At 70.8% G+C, this 16,657-nt stretch carries 10 protein-coding genes; 5 read left to right on the top strand and 5 right to left on the bottom strand.

The genetic code is table 11. The annotated features are described in order from the left end of the window. Positions 1-28: 28 nt before the first annotated feature. Positions 29-661, top strand: a complete 633-nt coding sequence (upp, locus tag AC1DP3_RS07665; protein WP_477292562.1) for a uracil phosphoribosyltransferase — start codon at positions 29-31, stop codon at positions 659-661. 193 nt (positions 662-854) lie between these two features. Here the strand turns inward: upp and AC1DP3_RS07660 are convergent, their stop codons facing one another. Further along, entirely contained in the window at positions 855-4,565 is a 3,711-nt protein-coding gene (locus tag AC1DP3_RS07660) for a TM0106 family RecB-like putative nuclease (RefSeq protein ID WP_477292644.1), read from the bottom strand. Positions 4,566-4,680: 115 nt separating this feature from the next. Here AC1DP3_RS07660 and AC1DP3_RS07655 point away from each other — a divergent pair, with 115 nt between their 5' ends. After that, positions 4,681-6,753 carry an NAD(+) synthase gene (locus AC1DP3_RS07655; RefSeq protein WP_477292561.1) on the top strand — a complete coding sequence of 691 codons (2,073 nt, stop codon included), beginning with the start codon at positions 4,681-4,683 and terminating at the stop codon, positions 6,751-6,753. Between the two features lie 91 nt (positions 6,754-6,844). Here the strand turns inward: AC1DP3_RS07655 and AC1DP3_RS07650 are convergent, their stop codons facing one another. Continuing rightward, positions 6,845-7,471 (bottom strand): hypothetical protein, encoded by a 627-nt coding sequence (locus AC1DP3_RS07650; RefSeq protein ID WP_477292560.1) that lies wholly within the window; start codon positions 7,469-7,471, stop codon positions 6,845-6,847. A gap of 104 nt (positions 7,472-7,575) precedes the next feature. Between AC1DP3_RS07650 and AC1DP3_RS07645 the strand changes: the two genes are divergently transcribed. Beyond that, entirely contained in the window at positions 7,576-9,054 is a 1,479-nt protein-coding gene (locus tag AC1DP3_RS07645) for a phytoene desaturase family protein (protein WP_477292559.1), read from the top strand. A 4-nt stretch (positions 9,055-9,058) separates the two neighbouring features. Beyond that, positions 9,059-10,537, top strand: a complete 1,479-nt coding sequence (locus AC1DP3_RS07640; protein ID WP_477292558.1) for a lipase maturation factor family protein — start codon at positions 9,059-9,061, stop codon at positions 10,535-10,537. A 115-nt stretch (positions 10,538-10,652) separates the two neighbouring features. Here the strand turns inward: AC1DP3_RS07640 and AC1DP3_RS07635 are convergent, their stop codons facing one another. From AC1DP3_RS07635 to AC1DP3_RS07625, 3 genes are all read right to left on the bottom strand, one after another. After that, a complete protein-coding gene (locus AC1DP3_RS07635) occupies positions 10,653-11,537 on the bottom strand; it encodes a GDSL-type esterase/lipase family protein (protein ID WP_477292557.1) in 885 nt (294 codons plus the stop codon). A gap of 165 nt (positions 11,538-11,702) precedes the next feature. Further along, positions 11,703-14,759, bottom strand: coding sequence for an AAA family ATPase (locus tag AC1DP3_RS07630; RefSeq protein ID WP_477292556.1), 3,057 nt, complete (start codon positions 14,757-14,759; stop codon positions 11,703-11,705). Further along, positions 14,756-15,904, bottom strand: a complete 1,149-nt coding sequence (locus tag AC1DP3_RS07625; RefSeq protein ID WP_477292555.1) for an exonuclease SbcCD subunit D — start codon at positions 15,902-15,904, stop codon at positions 14,756-14,758. Before AC1DP3_RS07625 ends, AC1DP3_RS07630 begins: the two co-directional genes overlap by 4 nt. 144 nt (positions 15,905-16,048) lie before the next feature. Here AC1DP3_RS07625 and AC1DP3_RS07620 point away from each other — a divergent pair, with 144 nt between their 5' ends. Then, positions 16,049-16,612, top strand: coding sequence for a hypothetical protein (locus tag AC1DP3_RS07620; protein ID WP_477292554.1), 564 nt, complete (start codon positions 16,049-16,051; stop codon positions 16,610-16,612). The last annotated feature ends 45 nt before the right edge of the window (positions 16,613-16,657 follow it).

Below are 16,657 nucleotides of genomic sequence, written 5' to 3'. Positions count from 1 at the left end.
CGACCCGGTGACGCACTAGCCTGAGCGTATGCGCCTGCACGTCGCCGACCACCCGCTCATCACACACAAGCTCACCGTGCTCCGCGACGCCGGCACTTCGTCGCCCGTCTTCCGACAGCTGACCGAAGAGCTCGTCACGCTGCTCGCATACGAGGCCACCCGCAATGTGCGCGTCTCGCCGATCGAGATCGAGACTCCTGTGACGCGCACCACGGGCGTGAAGATCAGCGAGCCCCGCCCTCTGGTGGTGCCGATCCTGCGGGCCGGGCTCGGGATGCTCGAGGGCATGGTCAAGCTGATCCCGACCGCCGAGGTCGGATTCCTCGGCATGGTGCGCAACGAAGAGACGCTCGAGCCGTCGACTTACGCGGAGCGCCTTCCCGATGACCTCAGCGATCGGCAGTGCTTCGTGCTCGATCCGATGCTGGCCACCGGTGGATCGCTGGGCGCCGCGATCGAGTTCCTCTTCGCCCGGGGCGCACAGGACGTCACGGCGATCTGCCTGCTCGGCGCGCCCGAAGGGGTGGCGGCGATCGAGAAGCAGGTCGGGGACCGCGATGTGACCCTCGTGCTGGGCGCCCTCGACGAGCGTCTCAACGAGAAGGGCTACATCGTCCCGGGGCTCGGCGACGCCGGCGACCGCCTCTACGGGACGGTCTGAGCACCGATTCGAACGCTGCGGCGTGATCCGCTGATCTGACCGCTCTGCTGCGGAGGCTCACCCCGGGCAAAAGAGTGGTGCGGTATCCGCCCCTCGCCGAACGGATACCGCACCTACGCCTGGTGGCGCGTAGCCAGGTTAGGCGGGGACGATGAATGTCTCCGAGGGGGTTGACATCTCCGAAGCTCGTCGCTTACAAGGCTGCGAGGCCGGATGACGCGTCGGCCTCGGTCACGAGGCGCGCGAATCCGCTGAGCCTCGCGACCCCCTCCGGCGTCCGAGGGAAGTCATCGAGCAGCCCGGGGGCGTAGACGACGTAGGCGGTGTGCTTGGCACGGGAGATGGCGACGTTGATGCGGTTGCGGAGGAGGAGGAACTCGAGGCCTCGGGGAGCGTCCCTCCCCGAGGAGGCTGCGAGGGAGACGATCGCGACGACCGCCTCCTGCCCCTGGAAGCGGTCCACCGTCCCGACGCGCACGTCCCGGCAGCCGGCCGCGGCGAGTGCGCGCTCGACCTCCACCTGCTGCGCGTTGTAGGGCGTGACGACGATGATGTCGCACTGCTCGAGAGGCCGCGGATCGAGAAGCGTCGCCGACCCGTCGTCGTGAGTCTCGGCATCCGTCCACGGACGGGACAGCAGATCGCGCACGAGTCCGACGACGACCGCCGCCTCTTCTGGCGATTGCGTGGCGTTGCCACGGTGACGGACGGGCAGGGCGTGCACTCCCGGCGCGATGCCCTCGAGCGATCGGAGCGCCGCCGAGGGGTGCGAGACCAGCTCGCCCCGGTAGGAGAGTCGCGAGACGACTCCGGCCACGGCAGGGTGCATGCGCCAAGTGCGACCCAGGAAGTAGCCGTACTCGGGCGGCACCACATCTGCGCCGTCCATGACCCACCCGAGAGCCGACGTGTCGACGGGCTCGGGGTGCGTCCCCTGGCTGACCTGCGGAAGCTGCTGCGGGTCACCCAGCAGCAGCAGCCGAGGTGCCGCGAGCGAGACGGCGATCGTCGACGCCAGGGAGAACTGCCCCGCCTCGTCGATCACGAGGAGATCCAGACTCCCCCGAGGCACCCGGCCCTCGTGGCTGAAGTCCCACGCCGTCCCGCCGAGGACGAATCCGCCGGCCTGCTCTGCGACGAAGGACGCCACGCCGTTCTTGGGGATGACGGTGAACGACACGTCGGTGGTCGACGCATCCTTCGGCGCCTTGGCGACGTGCGAGGGGTCGACGCCGGCTGCGACGACACGATCGAGCATGTTCTCGACCACGGCGTGCGACTGCGCGACGACGCCCACCCGATACCCGTGGTCACGGACCAGGCGGGCGATGACGTGCGAGCCGACGTACGTCTTGCCCGTGCCAGGAGGGCCCTGGACGGCGAGGTAGCTGCGGTCGAGATCGAGGAGGCTGCGAACGATCGCATCGGTGTCGTCGCCCGAGGAAGGCGCGAGGCCACCCGACGGCCCGTCCTGCGACGTCCGCCGCGTACGGGGCGGCAGTCGGCGCAGGATGTCGGTGGCAGGGCCTTCTGGCAGGCGCGGCGCCGAGGCCAGCACGGTGTCTGCCCACGCGTCGATGGCCGACTGCTGGTTGCCGGCGCGCGGGGGCGGGGACGGGGTCAGCGCGATGGGCAGCTCCGCCCACGTCACGCCGTCGACGGCCGTCTCGCAGACGAGGGCCCCATCGTCGAGCACCTCGACGACCGTGACCGATCTCGCGGCATGGATCCACCGGGCGTGGGACTGGTACGGGAAGGGGGCCGGCAGCTCGTACAGAGCGAACGGGTTCGACCCTTCGCTGACCCGGGTGCCGGGTGCCAGTTCGCCTCGCAGTTCGATGATCCGCCGCTCGCCGCCTCGGCCACCCTCGGCGAAGTGCCAGTCCTCGACCACTCGGCACCGCAGCGGGTCGATCACGATGACGTCGCGTGCCTCGTCCCACACCGAGACGGGCTCACGGAGACGGAGGAAATGCGTCGCCCAGAAGCTCTTGGCCTCGCGCGGGTAGTAGTCGATCGCCGCCGCGCCGAGACGCAGCGCCCGCGCCTCTGGGGAGTCCTGCGGATGCTCGGTCGCGCGAGCAGCGAGCGCGAGGGCACGCGGAGACGGCTCGTAGGCGTACTCGTCCGGCTCACGGTCCACGGCGGGGCGCAGGTCGGCTTCGCGGGCGCGGTCGACCAGCCAGTCGCGAAGGCGCCGCGTGGAGACGCAGTCGTAGCGGTTGTAGTCCGCGAGATCCTCGAGGATCGCGCGCGCGGCATCGGTCGCACCGTCGTCCTGGAGCGCCCGGGCCTGGACGTAGCGGACGATCGAGTCGTCGCCCTTCTGGACGTCGCTCGTGCGCACCTCGTCGCCCATGTAGAGGGGCTCGAGCTTCTTGATGGAGTACGACCTCGATCCGACGCGCAGCGCGCGCCGCACGATCGGGTACAGGTCGACGAACACCCCGTCGCGGAGAAGGCGATCCACCTCGGCTTCTCGGGTGCCATGCCGAGCGGCCATCGACAGCAGGTGGGTCGGCTCGTAGGGCGCGTAGTGGTAGATGTGCATGGCGGGATGCTGCGCCCGGCGCAGCATCACGAGATCGACGAAGGCCTCGAGCGCCGCGCTCTCTTCGAGGAAGGAGTGCGCCCACAGCTGCGTGTAGCGCTCGTCGAGGTCGACGAAGCCGAAGAGGTAGTCGATCCCCCACTGCACCGGCTCGCCGGCCGGCTGCGCCTCGCTGTAGAGCGGGTCGCCCTCGAAGTCGAAGAACAGATCGCCGAGATCCGGTCGGGGCAGGGCGCCGAGCGCCTGGGGATGGACCACCTGGTAGGTCGGCACCGGAACGGGCGCGGGAGGCGCGGCGAGAAGCAGCGCCGTGGGGGCGGATGACGACCCGTCATCGGGGTCGGCGAGCGGAACGCGACCGGGAATCGCGGCAGGGTCGACGACGAGCGAGTCGGGGATCGGCGGCATCGGCATGGCCGGCACACCGATCCCCGCGGGGCTCGCCAGCTGCAGGCGGGCCTGCGTGCGCAGCGACGCGAAGGTCTCGGGGTTCATGCGCGCAGGCACGACGGCGGCCTCTGCGAGGGAATCGATCGTCGCGATGCCGGCTGCGCGCAGGCGATCGCGCTGCACAGGTCGCATGCCGGCCACGAGGAGAAGGTCGCGGCTTGCGACGACCTCGAGTTCGCACGTCGCGCATCGTCCGCACGCCACGATGTCGAGCTCGCCCCGGGCGTCGCCCCAGGCGATCGGGGCGCCGTCGGATCCGAGGTCGACCCTGCGGTCGGCGATGAGGGCGAGAAGCCGCGCTCGCCGCAGAGCGAACACGGGGAGGAGGTCATCGACCTCGTGCGTGCTGACCGAACCGTCGCCGAGCAGCAGCTCGACGCGATCTGCCCGTGGGATGCCGAGGCGATCGAGCTGCACGACATACGCGGCCAGTTGCATGAGCGCGGTGACCCGTGCACGGCGTGCGAGCTTGGTGTCCTGCACGATCCAGGGGCGGGGCGCGCCCGGTTCGGCGGTCGGCTCACGCACCAGGAAGTCCGCGAAGCCGACGAAGTCGTCCGTCGCGAACGCCGCCTGGTAGACCACCTCGACGCTCTCTGACGCCAGCGCCTCGTTCGTCGATGCGACGGCGCGGGCAAGGGCTTCGGCATCGCCCGACCTGGTCTCGGGAATCTCGACCACCCGATCGCCGAACTCGTCGCGGTACCGCGCGAGCACCGTGCGCTCGTGCTCGCCGCCGAGCCGGCCCGCGCGCTCGAGCGTCGCGTCCTCCGGCTCGACGACGGCGGGGATCCTGTCGAGTCGCGCATCGATCCCCCGCAACCAGGCGAACTCGCACTCGGCCGCAGCCTTCAGGTCGCTCGCGCTCCAGACGATCCGGCCTTCGTCCTTGATGTACCGCATATGCCCCTTTCGCTTCTCGACCATAGCCGCGACCCCCGACACCGCCTGCGCCGTGGCGAGACCTGTGAGGCCGCACATCACGCCGCCCGCGGGCGCCTCCTGCCAGACTGGGACCATGAGCCTCCCGTTCGAGAGCGCGTACCGCCACGGCTTCGCGCGGGTCGCCGCGTGCACGATCCCGATCGCCATCGCAGACCCCGTCGCGAACGCCGATGCGGTGCTCGCCACGGCCCGCGAGTGCGACGCCGACGCCGTCGCGGTCGCGGTCTTCCCCGAGCTCTGCCTGACGGGGTATTCGATCGAGGATCTCGTCATGCAGGATGCGGTGCTCGACGGCGTCGAGGCATCCATCGAGCGGCTGGTCGAGGCATCCGTCGATCTCCTCCCCATGCTCGTGGTGGGTGCTCCCCTGCGTCACCGCAGCCGGCTCTACAACTGCGCGGTCGTCATCCACCGCGGCGAGCTGCTCGGCGTCGCGCCCAAGTCGTATCTGCCGACCTATCGCGAGTTCTACGAGCGCCGCTGGTACGCACCCGGCGACGACCAGTCAGGGCAGGACATCCGGGTCGGCGCGCTCGAGGCGCCCTTCGGTCCCGATCTGCTGTTCGAAGCCCTAGACATTCCGGGGCTCGTCGTCCACGCCGAGGTCTGCGAAGACTACTGGGTGCCCATCCCGCCCTCATCGTCCGCCGCTCTGGCGGGTGCGACGGTGCTCGTGAACCTCTCCGGCAGTCCCATCACGATCGCCCGCGCGGACGACCGCAAGATCCTCTCACAGTCCCAGTCGCTGCGGTGCCTCGCGGCCTATGCCTACGCAGCCGCGGGCGCCGGCGAATCCACGAACGACGTGTCGTGGGACGGCCAGACGATGATCTACGAGGGCGGTCAGCTGCTCGCCGAGACGGAGCGGTTCCCGGACGGGCCGCGCCGAAGCGTCGCTGACGTCGACCTCGACAGGCTCCGCCAGGACCGCCTTCGCCAGGGCACGTTCGACGACAACCGGCGGACGCACGACCCGCACTTCCGGGTGGTGCACTTCGAGCTGGCCCCGCCCGCCCGCGACATCGGCCTGCGCCGCCCGCTCGACCGCTTCCCCTTCGTCCCCGACGACCCCGCCCGGCTCGCGCAGGACTGCTACGAGGCGTTCAACATCCAGGTGTCGGGACTCGTGCAGCGCATGACGGCGATCGGCGGCCCCAAGCCCGTGATCGGGGTGAGCGGCGGCCTCGACTCCACGCACGCCCTGCTCGTCGTCGCGCGGGCCATGGACCGGATGGGCCGACCGCGCAGCGACATCCTCGCGTACACGATGCCCGGGTTCGCGACGAGTGAGCACACCAAGTCGAACGCGATCGCCCTGGCCGAGTCGATCGGCGCCTCGATCGAGACGCTCGACATCCGCCCGCTGGCGACCGAGATGCTCGAGCGGCTGGGTCACCCCTTCGCCGACGGCGAGCCGGTCCACGACATCACCTTTGAGAACGTGCAGGCGGGCCTGCGCACCGACTACCTCTTCCGTCTCGCCAACCACCACGGCGGCATGGTCATCGGCACCTCCGACCTCTCGGAGCTCGCGCTGGGCTGGGCCACCTACGGCGTGGGCGACCACATGAGCCACTACGCCGTGAACACCGGCATCCCCAAGACCCTCATCCAGCACGTCATCCGCTGGGTCATCTCGCACGCCCCCGACGAGGGCGGGTCGACCGAGCTCGACGAGCGTGCGCGCGAGGTGCTGCAGTCGGTGCTCGACACCGAGATCAGCCCCGAGCTGGTGCCGGCCGGTCAGGATGGCCGGATGCAGTCGACCGAGGACCGCATCGGCCCGTACGCCCTGCACGACTTCGCTCTGTACTGGATCCTGCGCTTCGGGATGCGCCCGTCCAAGATCGCGTTCGTCGCCGAACGGGCGTGGCGGGATCCGGATGCCGGTGCCTGGCCGCCGGGATTCCCCGAGGAGGATCGCTACGCCTACGACCTGCCGGCGATCGCGAAATGGCTGCGGGTGTTCCTGCAGCGCTACTTCGCCTTCGCGCAGTTCAAGCGATCCGCCATCCCGAACGGCCCGAAGGTGTCGCCCGCAGGCTCGCTCTCGCCCCGCGGCGACTGGCGCGCCCCGTCGGACGGCAATGCGCGGGTCTGGCTCGCCGAGCTCGAGGCGGCGCTGCCGGAGAGCGCCCGGGCCTGAGGCGCCTCCTCACGAGGCGTTGTGTCCTTCCGGAGGCGTGCATCACGGCATCCCACCTCCGAACAGGGACATCACCTCCCCAAACGGGCGGTCAGTTCTCGTTCTGGTAGGCCAGCGTGATGATCCAGCCGTCGCGAGACAGGTCGACCAGCGAGTAGTGGACGGGCCGGTCGGGGATCCATCCCTTGTGCTTGGCGAGGTCGAGCCGCACGTACTCCGCCTTCATGCGGACCCCGCGGCCGTCGGCCTCGCGCACCGCCTGGACCTTGGTCCAGTGCGAGAGCAGTGCGTCCATGTTGTCGGTCGAGAAGCCGCCGGAGTGCCGGCGCATCTCGGAGAGCGTCACCTCATCGGGGTGGGCGTCACGCAGGTCGAGCCCGAGCCGCAGTCCCTCGTCGGCCACGGCCGCGACGGTCGCCGCACGGAAGCTCGCCGTCCGGATCTCGAGGGGCAGCTCCTCACCATCGACCTCCGCGAAGAGCTGGGTGTGGAAGCCGAACTGGGCGGGCGCTTCGCGCTGCACCTTGACCGCCTTCTCGTCGATCTTCAGCCGGGCAGCCACCAGCTGCTTGGCGAGGATCCGCTTGCGGTCGTGCTCGGTCACCTTGGGGTCCCACCCCAGACGAGCGCCGATGCCGGACGGGGTGTCGAGCAGAATCGACTCCATGAGCGAGACCTCTTCCTGCGGGGAGCGAGCCGCATGTTCATCCTGGCCCATCGTCTGTCGGGACGCACGCCCATTGCCGGGTGTCGGCCGAGCCATCCCGTGGGCGGTCGCGTCAAGGCCCTTCGCCCGATGCACCCCGATGGAAGACTGAGGGCATGGCGGAGCGCGCGACGGTCGTCGGCAGCGGCCCGAACGGGCTGGCCGCCGCAGTGGCGCTCGCTCGCGCAGGCTACGAGGTGCGGGTGCTCGAATCCTCAGCCACGACCGGCGGCGGAACCCGCACCGCTGAGCTCACACTTCCCGGCTTCCGCCATGACGTGGGATCGGCGGTGCATCCCGGCGCGCTCACGTCGCCGTTATTCCGTGCCTTCGGTCTGCGCCGGAGGGTCGAGTGGATCGTGCCTGAGGCGGCCTTCGCTCAGCCGCTCGACCCCGCACGGCCCGGGGGCGAGGGCCGGGCCGCCATCGCCTGGCGCGACCTCGAGCGGACGGCGGAAGGGCTGGGGAGGGATGCCGGCGCCTGGCGCTCGGTCGTCCGCCCGCTCGCGCGGAACCTGGAGGGCGTCCTGGACTTCACCGGACACCAGCTGCTCCGGATGCCGCGCCACCCCGTCACCACGGTGCGGTTCGGGCTGCGCGCGCTCCAGCTCGGGACCCCGCTCGGACGAGCCACCTTCCGCACCCCGGAGGCTGACGCGCTCTTCGCGGGTGTCGCCGCCCACGCGAACACCCGGCTGCCGTCGATCGGCGCCGCATCCTCTGCGCTCTTCCTCCTCGCACACGCGCACGTGGGCGACGGGTGGGCGTTCCCCCGGGGCGGGGCGCAGGCGATCGCCGATGCGCTGATCGCCGATCTTCGCGAGCACGGCGGCACCATCGAGAACGGCATCCGGGTCGCGAATCTCGCCGACCTCGACTGGGGCGACCCCCTCGCCGGCGACCTGCTCGTGCTCGACACGTCGCCGCGGCTGCTGCTCACGCACCCCGACATCCCCGCGGCGTATGCGCGCAGCATCCATCGCTATCGATACGGAGCCGCCGCCGCGAAGGTGGATTTCGCCCTCGACGGGCCCATTCCCTGGGCGCACCTGGACGTCGGCGCATCGCCGACCGTGCACCTGGGCGGCACCCGCGACGAGATCGAGGCGAGCGAGAATGCGGTCGCGGAGGGCAGGATGAGCGCGCGGCCCTACGTGCTCGCGGTGCAGCCGTCGATCCTGGACGACACCCGCGCTCCGGCAGGGAAGCACGTGCTGTGGACATACGTGCACGTGCCCGCGGGGTCGACGCTCGACCCGACGGAGCTCGTCACCCAGCAGGTGGAGCGGTTCGCTCCGGGGTTCCGCGAGCGGATCCTCGCCTCCACGGCGATGACGGCAGCCGAGCGTGAGGCGTTCAATCCGTCCGACATCGGCGGAGACATCCTGGGCGGGGCGTTCTCGTTCATCCAGGCCGTCCGGAGGCCGGTCGTGTCGCGGACCCCGTGGCGGACGCCGATGCGGGGCGTGTACCTCGCCTCTGCGTCCACTCCCCCCGGTCCAGGTGTCACCGGGATGCCGGGCTGGTACGCCGCACGGCAGGCCTTGAGCGACAACGCAGGAGTCGGCGTCGAACTGGGCGATCTCTTCGGGTGAAGCGATGGATGGGTCTGCAGCAGTCGACTTCGGGTTCGCCCGCGAGGCTCTGCAGCGCGGCATCGCCGCCATCTATGTGGTGGCCTTCGTCTCGACACTGAACCAGTTCCGGCCCCTGCTCGGCGAGCGGGGCCTGCTGCCCGCGCCTCGGCTGCTGGCATGGGCTCATACCCGGTCGCGCTGGCCGTTGAACCCGACGATCTTCCGGCGGGTGGCCTACAGCGATCGCCGCCTCGTCGTGCTGTGCGCCGTCGGGATCGCCGTCGCCGCAGCGCTGGTCGTGGGACTGCCCCAGCTCGGACCGGCCTGGGTGCCGATGCTCTGCTTCCTCGCGCTGTGGCTCGGATACCTCTCGGTGGTGTCGATCGGGCAGACGTTCTACGGCTTCGGGTGGGAGATGCTCCTGGTCGAAGCGGGATTCCTCGCGGCGTTCCTCGGATCGGCCGAACAGCCGCCTCCGACCGTCGTCATCGTGCTCTTCTGGTGGCTGGTGTTCCGGCTGGAGTTCGGCGCCGGGATGATCAAGATCCGCGGCGGCAGCGAGTGGCGCGATCTCACCGCCCTCACGTTCCACCACGAAACGCAGCCCATGCCGGGGCCGCTGAGCAGGCAGGCCCATCTCCTGCCGCGCTGGTTCCACAAGGCCGAGGCCCTGGGCAACCACTTCGCCCAGCTCGTCGTGCCCTGGTTCCTGTTCGCGCCGATCCTCGGGCTGTGGATTCCCGGCCCTGGACCCGCGATCGTGGGCGCTGTGGCTGCCGCGTTCGTGATCGGAACCCAGCTGTGGCTCGTCATCACCGGCAACTTCGCGTGGCTGAACTGGACGTCGATCGTCATCGCCGCTTCTGCCATCGGGCTGCCGGGGATCGGTGCCCCCTCCGAGCCTCCTGCAAGCGACCCGCCCTGGCTGCTCGACGGCATCCCGCTGTACTGGGTGATCGTGACGACCGCCGTGGGCCTGCTGTATCTGGTCATCAGCTGGCCCGCCGCCCGCAACCTGGCAGCTCGTCACCAGCTGATGAACGCGAGCTTCAACCGGTGGCAGCTCGCCAATGCGTACGGGGCTTTCGGGTCGGTGACGAAACAGCGCATCGAGTACGTCATCGAGGGCAGCGCCGATGGCCCGCACGACACCGCCGACTGGCGCGAGTACGAGTTCAAGGGGAAGCCCGGAGATGTGCGACGGATGCCGCGGCAATGGGCCCCGTACCACCTGCGCCTCGATTGGCTGATGTGGTTCCTGCCGCTCGGCAGGTCGCTCGATGACTGGTTCACTGCTCTGCTGGGCAGGCTTCTGGAGGCGGATGCACCCACGCTCAAGCTGCTGGCCCGCGACCCCTTCGAGGGGAGGCGGCCCGAGTGGGTGCGTGTCGTCTCCTACCGCTACCGGTTCGCAACCCGCCAGGAGTTCCGCGAGACCCGCCAGCGGTGGGTGCGGGAAGGCCGCCGCGTGCTCGTGCGGCCCGTCCACCTGCCGGGGTGACACCGGCAGGCAGACGGAGGTCGCGCACCGACCTTACGCGATGACCCGGCACACAGCAGAAACGGCCGCCCACCCCTGGTGTGCGGCCGTTTCCTTGTGGATCAGCGAGTCATTCTCACCCCGCGACGAGGAACGGCGCCCATGCAGGGTCGGTGGCCGCGATCTGTGCCAACTTAGCCTGACCTGCGAGTGACGGGTGGAAGTAGTCCCTGGTGGAGATGTCGGCCCTCACGAAGGCGCCCAGCGCCCCGACTCTGTCGGCAAAATGGCAGTTCGTGGTCAGAGTGCACGCCGCTGCCAGCGCCGCGTTGTACGCGTCCACTCGCTGTTGGACCTGTGTGCGGTTGCCGTCGAACGCACTGTTCCCGGGGCCCGCCAGCATCGACTGGCATACCTTGAGCAGGCTCCACGTGAACCGAGCAGAGGAATTCCCGACGTTGATGTCGTACAGCGTCTGGAGGCTCGGGATCGCGGCGACGTAGATCTGCGGGTCTTTCGGGCTCGCTTCCAAGGTCGCCATCGCCGTGTTGACGGAAGAGGCGAAGAGGGCGGGGTCGGTCATTCCGCCGACGGTCGGGGTGCACGCGTCGTTCGCGCCGATTTCGATCGTCACGTGCGTCGCGCCTCTGCCGACGGCCCCTGTCGCCTGACCAGGCAGCTGATCGACCTTCACGCCGCTCACGGCGAGGTTGTACCTCGCCGTGCTGGGGACGGCGAGTCGTGCCGCGATCGAGTTCACACTCGTCGTCGTGCCGGTCGCCCAGCTGTTCGCCGCGCAGCCGGTGGTGGTGAAGCTGCTGCATGACGAGACGGCCAGAGTTATCGAGTCCCCGAGGGCGGTGATGACACGTGTCGGCACGGGCGTCGGGGTTGGGCTCGGACCCGGCTTCATGATCTGCGCCGCCATCGCGGCGGAGCCGCCGAAGAGCGATCCGGCGACGAGAACGGCACCGGTGACCACTGTGGCCAGGACGCGGCGCGCCCGACGAGTCGTATTCATTTCTTGTCTCCCCAGGGGGACTCCGCCGGCAAGAGGTCCGCGCTTTCGGGCTGCGGTCGAGATCATCGGCGATGTCGGACTTGGACCGGCCCCCACGGCCGACCTGGCGCAAACCCTACCCCTCGGCAGGAGGATCCCACAATCACGCACGCGTACGGTGCGAAATCACACCAGGGAGCGGGCGTCCTGGCGGATCACACTAGGACCGCGCGGTGTCGCCTCGACGAGCAGCTGGGCGGGGAGCTGCTCCTTCATCGCCTCGACGTGGCTGATCACTCCAACGGTGCGCCCGCCCTGGCGCAGTTCGTCGAGCGTCCGCATCGCGAGTTCGAGCGTGTCGCCGTCGAGGGATCCGAAGCCCTCGTCGATGAAGAGGGTGTCGAGCCGGATGCCGCCCGCTCTGGCGGTGACCACCTCGGCCAGGCCCAGGGCGAGCGAGAGCGAGGCGAGGAACGTCTCGCCCCCGGAGAGGGAGTGGGCGGGCCGCGCCTGACCCGTGTAGGAGTCCAGGATCTCGAGCCCGAGGCCGGATGCGGCGTTGCGGGCGGCACGGGCATCCGTGTGCTGGATGAGGTAGCGACCTGACGACATGGCGGTGAGCCGGAGGTTCGCCGCGGCCACGATCTCTTCGAGCTCGGCGGCGAGTACGAACGCCTCGAGCGTCATCCGATGGGTGTTCGGCGGTCGTCCGGCAACCGTGTGCGCGAGGCGAGCGACGACGGCGGCGGCGTCCGCGAGCACGGAGGTCTCACTCCGCTGAGCCTCGACCCTGGCGAGCAGGTCGCGCAGACCTCGCGCAGCCTGCTCCATGGTGAGCGCAGCCTCGACCGACGCGCGCCAGGCGCTCCTCGCGGCCGCCAGCTGGGCGGCGGCGGTCTCGACGTCGACAGGCTCATCCGGAACGCCCGCGAGCTCCAGTTCGAGCTCTCGCAGTCGCTCGCGCTCGGCATGGAGTGCCTGCTCGTGCGCCCGGACCTGCACATCGATCGCTGCGCGGGCGGCGCCGCCGAGCAGGGCCGATTCGACCGCTGCCGCGGATTGCTCCATGTCAGCGCCTGCGAACACCGAGAGCGCGAGCCGAGCATCCCGATCGGCGTGCGCCTCGGCAGAGGCGCGCCGCGCTTCGGCCGTCTCGTCGAGGGCCTGGGCCAGCGCTTCGGCCCGGAGACGGCGGTCGGTGGCCACGGCGATGCGCTCGGCGACCGAGCCGAAGTCGCCACGCGCTTCGTGCACGACGCGACGCAGGCCATCCGCCTCGGCGGTTCGTGCCGCCATGGCCTCGCGCCTGTCGGCCAAGGCGGCACCCAGCCGCTCGCGCTCGAGCGCGGCGGCCTGATCCTCCGCAACGAGCCGATCCTTCTCGAGCGCGAGCTCATCGCGCACCCGGCCGGCATCGCGCGCCGCCTTCACCGCGTCGTCCAGCTCGGTCAGGGCCGACGCGAGGGCCTCGACGAGCTCTCCGCCTGCCTTCGCCGTGGCCGCCGCGTGGCGCTCGCGCGCCGCCTGCTCCGCGTCCGCCGCCGCTCTCTCGCGCGCCGCGGCCGCGTCGCGGAGCTGCTCCGCGTCGGCGATGACCGCGTCGGTGATGGGGTCGTCGAGCGGCGGAGCGGGTGCCGGGTGGGTCGTCGCGCCGCACACGGCGCACGGCTCGCCTTCGACGAGCCCCGCCGAGAGCTCGGCGGCACGCCCGCCGAGGCGACGCCGGAGGAGGTCGGTGACCGCCGCGCGTGCGGCGTCGTGATCGCCGATCGCGGCGAGACGGTCTACCTCGGCGAGCTCGAGGACGCGGGCGAGCGACTGCGCGTCGCGCGCCGCGGCCAGCTGCCGTGCGGCCACCTCGCGCGCCGCTTCGCGCGCCGCGAGGTTCGCAGCGAGGTCACGCGCCGGAGCCAGCTGCTCTTCGAGTCGCGCGAGCGCCTCGGGATGCGCTGCCCTCCCTGCGTCGAGCTCTGCGATGGCCTGCGCGCCCCGGACGACCTCGGCGCTGTCTTGGTCGATCATCCGGTCGAGCTCGGCGAGCTCCTGCTCGCGGGACGCGGCGAGCGTCCAGATCGCGAGCTGTCCGGTCAGGTCGCCGATCGCCGCGCGCAGACCCACGGCATCCCACTCGCTGTCTGGCTCGAGCGCAGCCCACGCATCGCGCGCCGTCCGCTCCTCGGCGAGACGGGCTGCGAGGGCGTCGTCCGCCCGACGCGCCGCCTCGACCGGCGCCCTCAGCGCTTCGGCAGCGTCGGCGCGCGCGAGACGATCTCGTCGTTCGCCGATGTCAGGCTCTCGACTCTCGAGCTCGGCCATTGCCGCTCGCGACGCCGCACGCCGATCCTGGCTCTCCCGGAGCCTGCGCGCCTCCGCATCGGCCGCCTCGGCCCGCAGGTGCGCCACGGCGGCCGCATCCCGCTCGCGGCCGAGCGTCTCAGCGCGATAGTCGGCGCGCTGCAGCCCGCGCTGCGCAGCCTCGACGCGTGCGGGGATGCCGAAGGCCGTCTCGTCCGCCGCACCGCTGCCGGCGTCGCCGCCGGCGGCGGCATCCGACGCGGCCCCCAGGAGCTCATGCTGGACGAGAACTCGCTCAGCCTCGGAGAGCAGCATCTCGACGAGCGTGCCGGCCGTGGCGAGCGTCTGCTCGGCGTTCTTGCGCCGATCGTCGAGCGCCGTCTGATAGCCCTCGTACGTTCTCGTGCCGAACAGGCGGCGCAGCAGCTTCTGCCGATCGTCGCTGCCCGCGAGGAGGAACTCGGCGAACCGGTTCTGCGCGAGCAGGATCACCTGCAGGAACTGCTGCTTGTTCAGGCCGAGCAGCTCGTCGATCTCGTGGCCCACGTCGACCGCCCGCGCGGCGCGCCCGACCCACTGGCCGCCGATCCATTCGAACAGCTCGGCGCGGTGCGGCTCTTTCGCGGTGCCGACACCCCGGCGCTTCGGACGCTCGTACTCCGGAGAGCGCACGAGACGCAGGCGCCGACCCGCGGTGGTGAACTCGAGCGAGACGGTGGTGGGGTCTTCCGGTGCACAGTGATCGCTGCGCAGCCGCCGATCACCGCCGTCGTAGCGCGGCACCGATCCGAAGAGAGCGAAGCAGACACCGTCGAGCACACTCGACTTGCCCGCGCCCGTGCGGCCGGCGATGAGGAAGATCCCCTCGTCGGCGAAGGCATCGAAGTCGACGATCTGCCGCTCGCGGAACGGCCCGAAGCCCTCGAGTTCGAGTCTGTGCAGCTTCACGCGGTCGCCTCGGCGAGAGCGCGGTCGCCGACGATGTCACGGATGACCTCGAGCTCGGCCGCAGAGGCTCCCTCGCCTGCCCGCACGTGGCCGAGGAACGCCTCGAAGAGCTCGACATCGCTGCGCGCTTCACGCACCCGCGCCACGTATGTGCGGCCGTCATCGACGGCGTCGCCCTCAGGAGCATGCATGACCGTCGCGCAGTAGGGGAAGCGCGCCTGCAGTCTGCGCATGGTGTCGAGCTGCGGCGTGGCGTCCGTGTACTGAGCGCAGACCCAGAAGCCCTCGAAGCGCGCGTACCCGCCATCGGTGAGCAGGTCGTCCAGCGGCGCGCGGAGGGTCGTGAGCGTGCGCGGCACCGGCAGCGGGAGCCACTCGGCCGACGCGAGGCCCTCGGCGTCGAAGTCGACCAGCCACGATCCGCGCGGCTTGTCGGCCTCACCGAAGCTGTAGTGCAGCGGCGCCCCGGCGTACCTCACCCGCTCGGAGAGCTGCTGGCGTCCGTGGATATGGCCGAGCGCGACATAGTCGGGACCGTCGAGCACCGAGAGCGGCACGACATCGAGGCTCCCCTGCCGGATCTCGCGCTCGAGATGCGGCGTGGGCTCGACCCCTGCGGCGAAGCAGTGCGCGATGGCCACCGAGCGCCCGCCCCGCTCGGCGAGATCGGCGACCACGAGCGACATCGCCTCGGAGAGAGCGTGCCGCTGGGTGCGGACCCCGGGCCAGAGCCTGCGCACGAGGGCCGGCTCGAGATACGGGATGCCGTAGAAGTGCACCGGGCCGTGCTCGTCGTGGATCGTGACGGGCGTGCCGACCTGCTCGGGGCGCGTGATGACGTGGATGCCGGCACGAAGGAGCGCGGACTGGAAGCCCAGGCGGGCGGCGGAGTCGTGGTTGCCGCTGGTGATCAGCAGCTGCGCGCCGGCGTCGGAGATCGCGACCAGGGCATCGGTGAGGAGCGTGTAGCAGTCGGCGGAGGGCGTCGCGGAATCGAACACGTCTCCGGCGACGATGACGACGTCGACCCGGTGAGTGCGCACCTGCTCGGCCAGCGTCTCGAGCACGCCGCGCAGCGCCTCGAGCGTCGAGTGGCCGTGGAAGGACCGGCCGATGTGCCAGTCCGAGGTGTGCAGGATCCGCATGCTGAAAACGGTATGCGCGGCCTCCGACATCGCTGGAGAGGCGGGCGGGCGGTTCGCCGAAAGCGATCCCGAAGCCGCGCGGATGTTTCCCGAAAGTCCGACGCGCGTCACCCCATCGAAACAACCGCGGGCGTACCGTGGAATATGGCGCACTCTCACGAACGCTCTCCCCGGTCCACGGTCGTCGCTCTCGTGGGTTCCGAGAGCGACGAACTCCTCGCCGGACTCCAGGGGCTTCCCGCTCTCGTCGCGCTCGCGCTGCACGGCGCCGAGCCCGCTGAGACCTCGCGCGCTCTCGCCACCGCCCACGCGCCGTACGTCGTGCACGACGCCGACCCGCTCGAGCACGTCGCTGCAGCGTGGGTCGAGCTGTTCGGCGAGCAGGCGACGCTCGGGACGCTGGAGCTCGAAGTCGAGGCGGTGCTCGCCCAGTTCGCCACCGGAGAGGCGATCATGCCCGATTACTACATCGTGCTCGGGCCCGACTCGATCGAGGGCACGTGGCGCCACTGGTGGCTCGGCGCCCTCGCGCATCGGGCTCCGTCGAGAGTGCTGCCCGTGGAGGCGTCCGGCACCGCGCTGCGTGCACGCCTGCGCGCGCTGCCGGCCTCGCGTCCGTGGCCGGAGCCCTCGAAATGGCTTCCGCACGTGCACTTCGACATCCCCGACCGGGTGGGCCTGCGCGACGACCACCCGGGCGCCGCGTAACGGCCGCGCTCAGCCCGCAAGGGCCTGACCCACGCCCCGGAAACG

It is taken from the genome of Microbacterium sp. P5_B6, from assembly GCF_056400345.1.
This window is presented reverse-complemented; position numbering and strand designations above follow the sequence as displayed.

Coding starts and splice junctions, on each gene's coding strand:
- upp (WP_477292562.1), top strand. CDS start 29: ATGCGCCTGCACGTCGCCGACCACCCGCTCATCACACACAAGCTCACC.
- AC1DP3_RS07660 (WP_477292644.1), bottom strand. CDS start 4,565: ATGCGGTACATCAAGGACGAAGGCCGGATCGTCTGGAGCGCGAGCGAC.
- AC1DP3_RS07655 (WP_477292561.1), top strand. CDS start 4,681: ATGAGCCTCCCGTTCGAGAGCGCGTACCGCCACGGCTTCGCGCGGGTC.
- AC1DP3_RS07650 (WP_477292560.1), bottom strand. CDS start 7,471: ATGGGCCAGGATGAACATGCGGCTCGCTCCCCGCAGGAAGAGGTCTCG.
- AC1DP3_RS07645 (WP_477292559.1), top strand. CDS start 7,576: ATGGCGGAGCGCGCGACGGTCGTCGGCAGCGGCCCGAACGGGCTGGCC.
- AC1DP3_RS07640 (WP_477292558.1), top strand. CDS start 9,059: ATGGATGGGTCTGCAGCAGTCGACTTCGGGTTCGCCCGCGAGGCTCTG.
- AC1DP3_RS07635 (WP_477292557.1), bottom strand. CDS start 11,537: ATGAATACGACTCGTCGGGCGCGCCGCGTCCTGGCCACAGTGGTCACC.
- AC1DP3_RS07625 (WP_477292555.1), bottom strand. CDS start 15,904: ATGCGGATCCTGCACACCTCGGACTGGCACATCGGCCGGTCCTTCCAC.
- AC1DP3_RS07620 (WP_477292554.1), top strand. CDS start 16,049: ATGGCGCACTCTCACGAACGCTCTCCCCGGTCCACGGTCGTCGCTCTC.